Genomic DNA, 12,959 nt, shown 5'->3' with positions numbered 1-12,959 from the left:
AGCTGGCGAAGCCTGCGATCTTTGAGGCGAATGATGTTTAGTTGTCGTAACCCAGGTTAGGCGCCAACCAACGCTCGGTCACGCTCAAATCCTGGCCCTTGCGCGCGGTGTAGCTCTGGACCTGGTCCTTGTCGATCTTGCCCACGGCGAAGTATTGCGCCTGGGGATGGGCGAAGTACCAACCGCTGACCGCCGCCGCCGGGAACATCGCGTAGTGCTCGGTAAGGAACACACCGCTGCGCCCGGCTTTCATTTCACTGGCCTCGGGGTCGAGCAGGCGGAACAGCGTGGCTTTCTCGGTGTGGTCCGGGCAGGCCGGGTAGCCGGGGGCAGGGCGGATGCCGGTGTATTGCTCCTTGATCAGCGCCTCGTTGTCCAGGCTCTCGTCCTTGGCGTAGCCCCAATGTTCCTTGCGCACTTGCTGGTGCAGCCATTCGGCGCAGGCTTCGGCCAAACGGTCGGCCAGGGCCTTGACCATGATCGAGTTGTAGTCGTCGCCGGCTTCCTGGTAGGCCTTGGCGACTTCTTCGGCGCCGATGCCGGCGGTGGTGATGAAGCCGCCGACGTAATCGGTGATGCCGCTGTCCTTCGGCGCGACGAAGTCGGCCAGGGAGAAGTTCGGCTTGCCGTCGGTCTTGATGATCTGCTGGCGCAGGTGGTGCAGGCGCGCCAGCGGCTTGCCGTCGTCGCCATAGACCTCCAGGTCGTCGTCATGCACCTGGTTGGCCGGCCAGAAGCCGAACACGGCGCGGGCGCGGATGAGTTTTTCGTCGATCAGCTTGCGCAGCATCGCCCGGGCATCGGCGTACAGCGCAGTGGCCGCTTCGCCGACCACTTCATCGGTGAGGATGCGCGGATACTTGCCGGCCAGGTCCCAGGAAATGAAGAACGGCGTCCAGTCGATGTATTCGGCCAGCACGTTCAGGTCGATGTCGTCCAGCACCCGTGCGCCGGTGAAGGTTGGCTTGACCGGCTGGTAGCTGCTCCAGTCGAACTGCGGCTTCTTCGCTACGGCCGCCGGGTAGCTCAGGCGCTCGGTGCGGGCGCTGCGGTTGGAGGTGCGCTCGCGCACGTCGATGTAGTCCTGGCGGGTTTTCTCGACGAACGCCGGCTTGAGTTCCTTGGACAGCAACTGGGTCGCCACGCCCACGGCGCGGGAGGCGTCGGTGACGTAGATCACCGCGTCGTTGCTGTACTTGGGCTCGATCTTTACCGCCGTATGGGCCTTGGACGTCGTGGCGCCGCCGATCATCAGCGGCAGGTGGAAGTCCTGGCGCTGCATCTCCCGCGCCACGTGCACCATTTCGTCCAGGGACGGAGTGATCAGGCCGGACAGGCCGATGATGTCGCACTTCTGCTCCTTGGCCACCTGCAGGATCTTCTCCGCCGGTACCATCACGCCCAGGTCGACGATGTCATAGCCGTTGCACCCGAGCACGACGCCGACGATGTTCTTGCCGATGTCGTGGACGTCGCCCTTGACCGTCGCCATGAGGATCTTGCCCTTGGCTTCCGGCTTGTCGCCTTTTTCCGCCTCGATGAACGGGATCAGGTGCGCCACCGCCTGTTTCATCACGCGGGCGGACTTGACCACCTGGGGCAGGAACATCTTGCCGGCGCCAAACAGGTCGCCAACGATGTTCATGCCGGCCATCAGCGGGCCTTCAATGACCTCGATCGGACGGGCGAACGACAGCCGCGATTCCTCGGTGTCCTCGACGATATGGGTGGTGATGCCCTTGACCAGCGCATGCTCCAGGCGCTTGTTCACTTCCCAGCCGCGCCACTCTTCGGTTTCCGCTTCCTTGACGCTGCCGTCGCCCTTGTATTTGTCGGCGATGGCGAGCAGGGCGTCGGTGCCCTCGGGGGTGCGGTTGAGGATCACATCCTCCACGGCGTCGCGCAGTTCCACCGGGATCTGGTCGTAGATTTCCAGTTGGCCGGCGTTGACGATGCCCATGGTCAGGCCCGCGCGGATCGCGTACAGCAGGAACACCGAGTGGATCGCCTCGCGCACCGGGTTGTTGCCGCGGAACGAGAAGGACACGTTGGACACGCCGCCGGAGGTCAGCGCATACGGCAGCTCGTCGCGGATGTAGGCGCAGGCGTTGATGAAGTCCACGGCATAGTTGTTGTGCTCTTCGATGCCGGTGGCGACGGCGAAGATGTTCGGGTCGAAGATGATGTCTTCCGGCGGGAAGCCGACTTCATTGACCAGGATGTCGTAGGAGCGCTTGCAGATTTCCTTCTTGCGCGCCTCGGTGTCGGCCTGGCCGGCTTCGTCGAACGCCATCACCACCACGGCGGCGCCGTAGCGCTTGCACAGCTTGGCGTGATGGATGAACTGCTCGACGCCTTCCTTCATGCTGATGGAGTTGACGATGCCCTTGCCCTGGATGCACTTGAGGCCGGCCTCGATCACTTCCCACTTGGAGGAGTCGATCATGATCGGCACCCGGGAGATGTCGGGTTCGCCGGCGATCAGGTTGAGGAAGGTCACCATGGCCTTCTTCGAATCGAGCATGCCCTCGTCCATGTTGATGTCGATCACCTGGGCGCCAGCTTCGACCTGTTGCAGGGCCACTTCCAGGGCTTCGGTGTAGTTGTCCTCGCGGATCAGCCGGGCGAACTTGGCGGAACCGGTGATGTTGGTCCGCTCACCGACGTTGACGAACAGCGAGTTGCGATCGATGGTGAACGGTTCCAGGCCCGACAGGCGGCAGGCCCGTGGGATGTCCGGAATCTGCCGCGGCGCATAGCCGGCCACGGCCTTGGCGATGGCTTCGATGTGCGCCGGGGTGGTGCCGCAGCAGCCGCCGACGATGTTCAGGAAGCCGCTCTGGGCGAATTCCTCGATGACCTTGGCGGTGTCCACCGGCAGTTCGTCGTATTCGCCGAATTCGTTGGGCAGGCCGGCGTTGGGGTGGGCCGATACGTGGGTGCTGGCCTTGTTCGACAGTTCTTCCAGATACGGGCGCAGTTCGCTGGCACCGAGGGCGCAGTTCAGGCCGACCGAGATCGGCTTGGCATGGGCCACCGAGTTCCAGAACGCTTCGGTGGTCTGGCCCGAGAGGGTACGGCCGGAAGCGTCGGTGATGGTGCCGGAAATCATGATCGGCAGCTCGACGCCCAGTTCTTCGTAGACGCCTTGCACGGCAAAGATCGCGGCCTTGGCGTTGAGGGTGTCGAAAATGGTTTCGATGAGGATCAGGTCGGCGCCGCCTTCGATCAGGCCCTTGGTGGCCTCGGTGTAGTTCTCCACCAGTTCGTCGAAGGTCACGTTGCGATAGCCGGGGTTGTTCACATCCGGCGACAGCGAGCAGGTGCGGCTGGTCGGGCCGAGCACGCCGGCGACGAAGCGCGGCTTGTCCGGGGTTTCCAGGGTCTTGGCGTCGGCCACCTTGCGGGCCAGGCGCGCGCCTTCCAGGTTCAGCTCGTAGGCCAGGCCCTGCATGCCGTAGTCGGCCTGGGACACTTGGGTGGCGTTGAAAGTGTTGGTTTCCAGGATGTCGGCGCCGGCATCCAGGTAGGCCTTCTCGATGGCGCCGATCACGTCGGGACGGGTCAGCACCAGCAAGTCGTTGTTGCCCTTGACGTCGCTTGGCCAGTCGGCGAAGCGCTTGCCACGGTAGTCCTGTTCTTCAAGCTTGTAGCTCTGGATCATCGTGCCCATGCCGCCGTCGAGGATCAGGATGCGTTCCTTGAGGGCTTGCTGGAGAAGATAGAGGCGAGCGCTGCGATCGGACATAGGACTACCTGGAAATAAAGACCATTACGAAGGCTGGAATGATAGCAAACCTGTGCAGGATTTGATCATGGTGGGCTTTTGCATGAATATCGCTCATGTTTGCAAGGCGATGCTGGCCCGGTAGAATCGCCGGATTATCGCTTAGGGATCCGAGACATGCCGTACCGCGTCTTATTCGGCAGTCTGTTGCTGCTGTTGTCTTTTACCGCAGCCGCCGGGAATCCCGCTCCCGCGATTTCCTACACCCGCGACATCCAGCCGATCTTCACGGAAAAATGCGTGGCTTGCCACGCCTGCTACGACTCCGCCTGCCAGTTGAACCTGGGCAGCGGCGAAGGCGCGCTGCGGGGCGCGAGCAAAGTGCCGGTCTACGACGGCGAGCGACGCCAGGCCGCCGACCCGACCCGGTTGTTCTATGACGCCTCAGGCCAGCGAGCCTGGCGGCGCAAGGGTTTTTATTCGGTGATCGATGCCCAGGGCAGCCAGGCCGCGTTGATGGCGCGCATGCTGGAGCTCGGACACCGCGCGCCCTTGCAGCCCAACGCCAAATTGCCGGAAGACATCATGCTGGGCTTGGGCCGTGACAACAGTTGCCCGATGCCGGAGCAATTCAACGAATACGCGGCCACTCATCGCAGGGAAGGCATGCCGCTGGCAGTCACTGGCTTGACCGACCAGCAGTACCAGACGCTCCAGCGCTGGCTGGCCGCGGGCGCCCCGATTGATCAGCAGGCCTTGGCGCCCAGCGCCGCCGAGGCCTTGCAAGTGGTGCAGTGGGAAAACCTGCTCAACGCGCCCGGCGCCCGGGAAAGCCTGGTGGGGCGCTGGTTGTTCGAGCACTGGTTCCTGGCGCACCTCTATTTCAAGGGCGGCGAGCCGGGGCATTTCTTCCAATGGGTGCGTTCGCGCACGCCCACTGGCCAGCCGATCGACCTGATCAACACCCGCCGTCCGAATGACGACCCCGGCACCCGCATCTTTTACCGGCTCTGGCCGGTGCAAGGGGTGATCGTGCACAAGACCCACATCACCTACGGCTTGAGCGCGGCGAAAATGGCGCGGATCAAAAGCCTGTTCTACAGCGGCAACTGGCAGGTCAGCGCATTGCCGGGTTATGGGCCGGAGCGCCGGGCCAACCCGTTTTCCACGTTCGAAGCGATCCCGGCCCAGGCCCGATACCAGTTCATGCTCGATAACGCCGAGTATTTCGTGCGCACGTTTATCCGCGGTCCGGTGTGCCGGGGCCAGATCGCCACGGACGTGATCCGCGATAACTTCTGGGCGCTGTTCCAGGCGCCCGAGCACGACCTCTACATCACCGACCCGAACTATCGCGGCCAAGCCACGCCGCTGTTGGCGATGCCGGGGCAGAACGATGACGTGGGCAGCGTCGTCAGCCTGTGGCTCGACTACCGGGACAAACGCAACAAGTACGAAGCGCTGCGCCGCGACAGTTACGCCGAACTGCCTGCGCCGAGCTGGTCGACGCTGTGGGCGGGCAATGACAACGCGCTGTTGAGCATTTTCCGGCATTTCGACAGTGCGTCGGTCACCAAAGGGCTGATAGGGGAGGTGCCGCAGACGATGTGGCTGTTCGACTTTCCGCTGCTGGAGCGCACCTATTATCAACTGGCGGTGAATTTCGATGTGTTCGGCAACGTGTCCCACCAGGCCCAGACCCGGCTGTATTTCGACCTGATCCGCAACGGCGCGGAGCAGAACTTCCTGCGCCTGATGACGGCTGATTCCCGCGAGGGTTACCTCGACGACTGGTACCAGGCCGGCGGCAAATTCAAGATGTGGCTCGATTACGAGGCCATCGACGACGACAAGTCGACGGCGCTCAAGCTCGACGAGAAGGACCCCAAGGGCGACTTCGCCCAGCAGTTGTTGGCCCGCTACGGTGAGCTGAATGCCCGTCCCGATCCGATCAACCGCTGCGAAGGCGCCTACTGCTCGCGCCCGAACATCGACCCGACGCTGCAGAACGCCGAGCAAGCGTTAAGTCGCTTGGTGTCGCGCCCGGCGGCGGGCCTCAAGGTCATCGACCAATTGCCGGAAGCGACAATGCTGCGCGTCGAAACCGCCAGCGGTCACCGTGAGGTCTATAGCCTGCTGCGCAACCGCGCCCACAGCAACGTGGCGTTCCTGCTGGGCGAGGAGATGCGCTACCAGCCGGGGCTGGACACGCTGACGGTGTACCCGGGGGTGCTCAGCAGCTATCCCAATTTCATTTTCAACATCCCCGCCGGGCAAGTGCCGGCGTTCGTCGATGCCATGGAAAGCGCGTCGGATGCGGCGGCGTTCGAGCGGATCGTCGAGCGCTGGGGGATAAGGCGCAGTCACCCGCAGTTCTGGCAGTATTTCCACGACCTGAGCCGATACATCCAGGAAACCGATCCCGTGGAAGCGGGTGTGCTGGACATGAACCGCTACCAGAATCTCTGAGCGAAGCGCTCGACGATGCGCCCTTGCATCGTCGGGTGCTTTCCTGACAAAAGTACTAGGACTTTGTCCGGCGCGATGATTGGCGTAAACTGCCGGCAAGCCTGCGAGGAGTTTCCATGACCGCCATTACCATCACCGATGCCGCCCACGATTACCTGGCCGACCTGCTGTCCAAGCAGAACACCCCAGGTATCGGGATCCGCATCTTCATCACCCAGCCCGGCACCCAGTACGCTGAAACCTGCATTGCCTACTGCAAGCCGGGGGAAGAAAAACCCGAAGACACCGCGCTGGGGCTCAAGAGCTTCACCGCGTACATCGACTCGTTCAGCGAAGCTTTCCTGGACGATGCGGTGGTTGACTACGCCACTGACCGCATGGGCGGGCAACTGACCATCAAGGCACCGAATGCGAAAGTGCCGATGGTCAACGCCGACAGTCCGGTTAACGAGCGCATCAACTATTACCTGCAAACCGAGATCAACCCGGGGCTGGCCAGCCACGGCGGCCAGGTTTCGTTGATCGACGTGGTGGAAGACGGCATCGCCGTGCTCCAGTTCGGCGGCGGCTGCCAGGGCTGCGGCCAGGCCGACGTCACCTTGAAGGAAGGCATCGAGCGCACGCTGCTCGAACGCATCCCGGAACTCAAGGGCGTGCGCGACGTGACCGACCACACGCAGAAAGAAAACGCCTACTACTGATAGGTGTTCGCTGCGCGCAAAACACTGTGGCGAGGGAGCTTGCTCCCGCTCGATTGCGTAGCAATCGCAAGGCAACCCGCGCGTCTTCCGTGATGGACGCGTGAGTCGCCTGGGGACCGCTTCGCGGTCCAGCGGGAGCAAGCTCCCTCGCCACGACAGCTTCTGCGATTCCTGTGGGAGCGGGTTTACCCGCGAAGGGGCCAGCCCATCCAACATCATCGCTGGCTGACCCACCGCTTTCGCGAGCAGGCTCGCTCCCACAAGGAATCCGGGTAATGGTCGCGATTCCTGTCGGCACCGCCAGTCAATGTGGGAGCGGGTTTACCCGCGAAGGGGCCAGCCCATCCAACATCATCGCTGGCTGACCCACCGCTTTCGCGAGCAGGCTCGCTCCCACAAGGAATCCGGGTAATGGTCGCGATTCCTGTCGGCACCGCCAGTCAATGTGGGAGCGGGTTTACCCGCGAAGGGGCCAGCCCATCCAACATCATCGCTGGCTGACCCACCGCTTTCGCGAGCAAGCTCGCTCCCACAAGGGATCCGGGTGTGATCGCGATTCCCGTCGGCATCGCTAATCAATGTGGGAGCGCCAACAGGTCAGGGCCGGTAGAGGTGCGCATGCCCGGCGCGGTACAGCGATGATTCGCTGAACACATCATTGCCCAACACCCTCCCCACCAGGATCAACGCCGTACGCCTGAAGCCCTTGGCCTGTACCTTTGCGGCAATATCCCCCAGCGTCCCCACCACCCAATCCTGATCCGGCCACGTCGCCCGGTGAATCACTGCAATCGGACAATCCGCGCCGTAGTGGGGCAGTAGCTCGTCGACTATTTTTTCCAGGTGGTTGACCCCCAAGTGGATCGCCATGGTCGCCCCGTGTTGCGCCAGGCTGGCCAGCTCTTCTCCCGTGGGCATGGCGGTTTTGTCCGCGTAGCGGGTCAGGATCACGCTTTGGGACACGTCAGGCAACGTCAGCTCGGCACCGAGCAAGGCGGCGCAGGCTGACGTGGCGGTTACGCCGGGGATGATTTCGAAAGGAATGTCCAGCTCGCGCAGGCAACGGATCTGCTCGCCGATGGCGCCATAAAGGCTCGGGTCGCCGGAGTGCACCCGGGCCACATCCTGGCCCTTGAGGTGGGCGGTCTTGATCAGCTCGATAATCTGTTCCAAGTGCAGCTCGGCGCTGTTGATGACCTGTTCGGCGCAGTGACCATCCAGCACGGCTGTCGGCACCAGGGAGCCGGCATAGATAATCACGGCGCAACTGCGAATCAGCCGCTGGCCCTTGACGGTGATCAGTTCCGGATCGCCGGGGCCGGCGCCGATGAAGAAGACGGTCATGACCGGTTTCCTGTTGAAGTGGGGGTGCATGAGCAGCGCTCATGATTCCAGCGGCGATTATCGAGTGTTACGACGTGACCGCCAATGCCAGCGTGGCTTGTGCAGCCTTCTGGCGGGTAACCAGCAAGCTCGCGGGGGAGGCACCCAATCGGTCGGCCAGGGCCAGGGCAGCGCTTTCGGCGATGCCGTAGCAACCGGTACGCTCGAAGGCGATCTCGGACAGATGGCTGAGCCGTGCTTCATGGCCAGCCAGCTCCTTGGCACTGAAACACGTCAGCGGCAACGACAATTGCCCCGCCAGTTCCAACAGTCCCGGCTCGTCACGCTTGAGATCGATACTGGCGAATGCCCGTACCTGATCGAGCGCAATGCCATGGGCCTGCAAGGTCTGGTCAAGCAATGCCCGCAACGTGCTGGCCGGGCAACCGCGCTGGCAGCCGAGGCCGACCACCAGGAACGGCCCGCTGCTCATGCGTCGTGGTGGGCTTGGGCGCCACGGCGAAACAGCCAGGCGCTGATCAGGCCCAAGGCCAGCCAGAACGCAACGTTGGTCAATTGCGAGGCGAGTTTGAATTCAGTTTCCAGCGCCTCGGGGGCCAACATGGAATGCACGTCCGGCTGCGGTGCGCCGATAACGTGAGGCATCAGCAAGGTGGCAAGGCCTAGCACTTTCAACAGCCAATGCCGACCGAAGACCATCAGTGCGATACCCACCGCCGTGGACGCTGCCGTGCCGATCCACCACATCTGCCGCTGGGCCAGGTCAGCCGCCGCCGTGCCAGGCAGTTCCGGTGGCAGGCCGAGGGTGGGTGCGAGGACGAAGGTGGCGTAGCCGGCCAGGCCCCAAAGCAAACCCTGGGACGTACGGGTCGGCGCGCGCAAGGTGTACAGGCCCGCCAGCATCAGCGCGAAACCCACCGCGACCACCAGGTTGCCGCCCGTCGTGGACAGCACGCGCTGCCAGCCGTCTTCCGGCTCCCAGGCTTCGGCGTCGTGGCTGTGGGCCATCCCGCCAGCGTGTTCATGGACTTCGGTCGCCGGGGCTTTTTCAAAGGTTTCCGCCTGAAGAATCAACGGCGACACCCAGAAACTCTGCAGCAGGGTCAGCAGCAGGGCAGCCAGTAACCCGCTGAAACCAGCGGTCTGCGCGATACGCTTGATCATGTCGGCAGCACTCAGTGGCACGGGAACGCGGCGCTATGACGTGTGTCATGGGCTGCGTTGTGCACTGCTTCGATGTGGGAAAAACCGGCGAAATAGACCAGGCCCGCGCCGAGAATCGAGGCGAGGACCGCCGCGCCCAGGCGCTGGCTGAGGGTAACGGTGGTGCTGGTGGTGCGGGCGGTGCTGCTGATGGTCGACATGGCGCTTCCCTCTGGTCTGTCAGCGGGTGGATCGAGCGCAACGAAAGCCCGGGCGAAGGTTCGCCGGGATTCGAACAGCGCCCGCCCACCGCGGGTTTGTTGTCAATGAGTCATGGGCCGGTCTCCGGGCTCACGAGGGGCAAGGCCTTGGCCGTGCCTGCAAGCGTCACCTTCCCATGCGCATGCACAGTGGATTCGACGCTTCGCTCGCTTACCGTTGCGGGGGCAGCACCGGACTGACGTGGCCTTGAAGTAAAGCACACGAATCACCGGTTTCCCGTTTCACCCTGTGAAGGGCACCCAAACTGGCGCACAGGAGACCATGGGTGAGGGCGGGGCGTCAATTGAACACGACGGGAATATATTTCATCGTCCTCCTGCAAAAAGCCTCAAGTCCAGCCGATAACCCGGTAGGCGTACACATAATTATCCCAATCGATACGCTGGCGGCATGGACGCTCGACCCACCACCGAGGCCTTCCCATGTCCCTACGTAGCTTGAACATCGCCCCCCGAGCCTTTCTCGGCTTTGCAGTCATTGCTCTATTGGTCGTTGTGCTCGGCGTGTTCGCCGCCAATCGCATGTCCGTCATTCGCCAGGCGTCGGTGGACATGGAGCAGACCCAGTTACCCGCCGTCGGTTACCTGGCCAATGTCCTTGAAAACGTGCTGCGCATGCGCATTCTTTCATTTCGCATCCTGGTCAACCGCGACCCGGCCAGCCTCAGCGAAGCCGAGACCCGCATCGGCGTGCTGGTGGAAAAACTCAACAAGGCGAATGCGGCCTATGCGGCGCTGCCCGCCGCGCCAGATGAAGCCGAGCTGTACAGCGCCTTTTCGAAAACCCTGGAAAACTACCTCCAGGCCCAGAAGGAAATGCTCGATCTGTCCCGACAGGACAAAGCCGACGCGCTGCGTGGCCTCATCAACACACGAATCAAGGAAGGCACCGACCAGATGGGCGAGCAACTCAACAAGCTCATTGCAATGAGCGTGGCGGAGGGGCATGAAGCGTCGGACCAGGCCGGCAACTATTACAACAGCGCCATCACCGGCATCCTCGTCGTCTCGGTCATCGCCGCGCTCGCCACCGTGCTGCTGGCCTTGCTGCTGACGCGCAGCATCGTTGCGCCTTTGAACCGGGCCCTCGAAGCAGCACGGACCATTGCCGGAGGCAATCTGGTCACTGTCATTACCGATGATGGCAAGGACGAACCCGCCCGGTTGCTCCAGGCCCTCGGCGCGATGCAGGGCAGCTTGCGCCAGACCATCGAGCAGATCGCCGGCTCCGCCACCCAGCTGGGCGCCGCCGCCGAAGAGCTGAGCGCCGTCACCCAGGAATCCTCGCGCGGTTTGCAACAACAGCACAATGAAATCGAGCAGGCGGCCACCGCCGTCAATGAGATGACCGCCGCCGTCGAAGAGGTCGCCCGCAACGCCGTGTCGACTTCCGAGGCGTCGAACCAGTCGACCCAGGCCGCCCAGGAGGGGCGCACACGGGTAGTGGAAACCGTCGACGCGATCCAGACCATGACCCATGACGTGCAGGCCACCGCCTCGATGATTGAAGGCTTGGCCATCCAGGGCCGCGACATTGGCAAAGTGCTGGACGTGATCCGCGCCATCGCCGAACAGACCAACCTGCTGGCGCTCAACGCCGCCATCGAAGCCGCCCGTGCCGGCGAGGCGGGGCGGGGTTTCGCGGTGGTGGCCGATGAAGTCCGGGCCTTGGCCCATCGCACTGCGCAATCAACCCAGGAAATCGAAAAAATGGTCGCCGGCATCCAGAACGGCACCGGCCAGGCCGTGCAGTCGATGCAGCAAAGCAACCAGCGCACCCAAAGCACCCTGGAACTGGCCCGGGCCGCCGGTGTGGCGCTGGAGCAAATCACTCAGTCGATCCACCAGATCAACGAGCGCAACCTGGTCATCGCCAGCGCGTCCGAAGAACAGGCCCAAGTCTCGCGCGAAGTGGACCGCAACCTGATGAACATCCGCGACCTGGCCACCCAATCGGCCAGTGGCGCGCAGCAGACCAGCGACGCTACCCATGAACTGTCGCGCCTGGCGGTGGGGTTGAATGCGACGGTGGCGCGTTTCGTGATTTGAGATAGGGTTGAGGCTGGACACCGCGCTCACAGGAGATTCCATGCGCTTTTCAGCCTTGACCCAACGCATCACCGGTGACGGCGCCGCCGCCTGGGAAATCCATGACCGGGCGCTGGCCATGCGCGAGGAGGGCAGGGAAGTCCTGTTGCTCTCGGTGGGCGACCCGGATTTCGATACGCCGCCCGCCATCGTCGAGGCCGCTGTCGCCAGCTTGCGGGCCGGCGATACTCACTACTCGGATACGCGAGGCCTGCACTCGTTGCGCGCGAGCATCGCCCGGCGCCATCAACAGCGCTGCGGCCAACCGGTGGGCGCCGGGCATGTGACCGTGCTGCCCGGCGCGCAATGTGCCGTTTACGCGGTCGCGCAGTGCCTGCTCGATCCCGGCGACGAGGTGATCGTCGCCGAGCCGATGTACGTCACCTACGAAGCGGTCTTCGGCGCGTGCGGAGCGAAAGTGGTCCCCGTGGCGGTGAGTCCCGAAAACGACTTCCGGGTCCAGCCGAACGACGTCGCCCGGCTGATCACCCCACGCACCCGCGCCATGCTCCTCAACAGCCCGAACAACCCCTCCGGCGCCAGCCTGGCGCTGCCGACCTGGCAAGCACTCGCGCACCTGTGCATCGACCATGACCTCTGGCTGATCAGCGACGAGGTCTACAGCGACTTGCTCTACGAAGGCGCACACATCAGCCCTGCCGGGCTGCCGGGCATGGCCGAGCGCACCGTGACCATCAACAGCCTGTCCAAGTCCCACGCCATGACCGGCTGGCGCATCGGCTGGGCCATCGGTCCCGAACCCCTTGCCGAACACCTCTCCAACCTGTCCCTGTGCATGCTGTTTGGCTTGCCGGATTTCGTCCAGCGCGCCGCCCAGGTTGCCCTCGATCAAGACTTGCCTGAAGTGGCGCGGATGCGCGAGGAATATCGCCAACGTCGGGATCTGGTATGCGAGGCGCTTGCGAAGTGTCCGGGGCTCAAACCTGTACGACCCGATGGCGGCATGTTCGTCATGGTCGACGTATGCGAGACCGGCCTGGCGGCCCAGGCGTTTGCCGAGCGGCTGCTGGACGGATACGGCGTGTCGGTGCTGGCGGGGGAGGCGTTTGGACCGAGTGCGGCGGGGCATATTCGGATTGGGTTGGTGGTCGGCCAAGGCTCGCTCAGGGAGGCCTGCCAACGGATTGCCCGATGCGCTGTGGATTCACTGAAACGGTAGGCGGGTTTTGAGCAGTAGCCTTCTGC

General features: G+C 63.5%; 9 protein-coding genes and 1 riboswitch. Of the genes, 4 read left to right on the top strand and 5 right to left on the bottom strand.

Annotated elements, in window-relative coordinates:
• Positions 1–37: 37 nt before the first annotated feature.
• Positions 38–3,748, bottom strand: a complete 3,711-nt coding sequence (metH, locus tag OC610_RS03230) for a methionine synthase (RefSeq protein WP_264426482.1) — start codon at positions 3,746–3,748, stop codon at positions 38–40.
• Positions 3,749–3,904: 156 nt separating this feature from the next.
• Here metH and OC610_RS03225 point away from each other — a divergent pair, with 156 nt between their 5' ends.
• The gene (locus OC610_RS03225; protein WP_264426481.1) at positions 3,905–6,196 is read left to right on the top strand and encodes a fatty acid cis/trans isomerase; all 2,292 of its coding nucleotides are present in this window, start codon (positions 3,905–3,907) and stop codon (positions 6,194–6,196) included.
• A gap of 116 nt (positions 6,197–6,312) precedes the next feature.
• A complete protein-coding gene (nfuA, locus tag OC610_RS03220; RefSeq protein WP_003182850.1) occupies positions 6,313–6,897 on the top strand; it encodes a Fe-S biogenesis protein NfuA in 585 nt (194 codons plus the stop codon).
• 597 nt (positions 6,898–7,494) lie between these two features.
• Here the strand turns inward: nfuA and cobM are convergent.
• The 4 genes from cobM to OC610_RS03200 form a co-directional block, all read right to left on the bottom strand.
• Positions 7,495–8,241, bottom strand: a complete 747-nt coding sequence (gene cobM / locus OC610_RS03215) for a precorrin-4 C(11)-methyltransferase (protein WP_264426479.1) — start codon at positions 8,239–8,241, stop codon at positions 7,495–7,497.
• A 67-nt stretch (positions 8,242–8,308) separates the two neighbouring features.
• Complete coding sequence (locus OC610_RS03210) at positions 8,309–8,713, bottom strand: cobalamin biosynthesis protein (protein ID WP_264426478.1); 405 nt, start codon at positions 8,711–8,713, stop codon at positions 8,309–8,311.
• The gene (locus OC610_RS03205) at positions 8,710–9,405 is read right to left on the bottom strand and encodes a CbtA family protein (protein ID WP_264426477.1); all 696 of its coding nucleotides are present in this window, start codon (positions 9,403–9,405) and stop codon (positions 8,710–8,712) included. The genes OC610_RS03210 and OC610_RS03205 overlap by 4 nt, the downstream gene beginning before the upstream one ends.
• Before the next feature lie 11 nt (positions 9,406–9,416).
• Positions 9,417–9,605 carry a CbtB domain-containing protein gene (locus OC610_RS03200; RefSeq protein ID WP_181290684.1) on the bottom strand — a complete coding sequence of 63 codons (189 nt, stop codon included), beginning with the start codon at positions 9,603–9,605 and terminating at the stop codon, positions 9,417–9,419.
• Positions 9,606–9,703: 98 nt separating this feature from the next.
• Positions 9,704–9,924: riboswitch (cobalamin riboswitch) on the bottom strand.
• A 164-nt stretch (positions 9,925–10,088) separates the two neighbouring features.
• On the opposite strand from OC610_RS03200, the gene OC610_RS03195 reads away from it, so the two are divergent.
• Positions 10,089–11,714, top strand: coding sequence for a methyl-accepting chemotaxis protein (locus OC610_RS03195; RefSeq protein WP_264426476.1), 1,626 nt, complete (start codon positions 10,089–10,091; stop codon positions 11,712–11,714).
• Between the two features lie 40 nt (positions 11,715–11,754).
• Complete coding sequence (locus OC610_RS03190; RefSeq protein ID WP_264426475.1) at positions 11,755–12,933, top strand: pyridoxal phosphate-dependent aminotransferase; 1,179 nt, start codon at positions 11,755–11,757, stop codon at positions 12,931–12,933.
• The last annotated feature ends 26 nt before the right edge of the window (positions 12,934–12,959 follow it).

This window comes from Pseudomonas agronomica (assembly GCF_025917275.1).
GTDB lineage: Bacteria > Pseudomonadota > Gammaproteobacteria > Pseudomonadales > Pseudomonadaceae > Aquipseudomonas > Aquipseudomonas agronomica.
Note: the sequence above shows the minus strand (reverse complement) of the source record. Positions and strands in the feature narration are given on the sequence as shown.

What these genes read in the sequence shown, in the direction of transcription:
- OC610_RS03195 (WP_264426476.1), top strand. Translation starts at nt 10,089, where the DNA reads ATGTCCCTACGTAGCTTGAACATCGCCCCCCGAGCCTTTCTCGGCTTT.
- OC610_RS03225 (WP_264426481.1), top strand. Translation starts at nt 3,905, where the DNA reads ATGCCGTACCGCGTCTTATTCGGCAGTCTGTTGCTGCTGTTGTCTTTT.
- nfuA (WP_003182850.1), top strand. Translation starts at nt 6,313, where the DNA reads ATGACCGCCATTACCATCACCGATGCCGCCCACGATTACCTGGCCGAC.
- OC610_RS03190 (WP_264426475.1), top strand. Translation starts at nt 11,755, where the DNA reads ATGCGCTTTTCAGCCTTGACCCAACGCATCACCGGTGACGGCGCCGCC.
- OC610_RS03205 (WP_264426477.1), bottom strand. Translation starts at nt 9,405, where the DNA reads ATGATCAAGCGTATCGCGCAGACCGCTGGTTTCAGCGGGTTACTGGCT.
- OC610_RS03210 (WP_264426478.1), bottom strand. Translation starts at nt 8,713, where the DNA reads ATGAGCAGCGGGCCGTTCCTGGTGGTCGGCCTCGGCTGCCAGCGCGGT.
- OC610_RS03200 (WP_181290684.1), bottom strand. Translation starts at nt 9,605, where the DNA reads ATGTCGACCATCAGCAGCACCGCCCGCACCACCAGCACCACCGTTACC.
- metH (WP_264426482.1), bottom strand. Translation starts at nt 3,748, where the DNA reads ATGTCCGATCGCAGCGCTCGCCTCTATCTTCTCCAGCAAGCCCTCAAG.
- cobM (WP_264426479.1), bottom strand. Translation starts at nt 8,241, where the DNA reads ATGACCGTCTTCTTCATCGGCGCCGGCCCCGGCGATCCGGAACTGATC.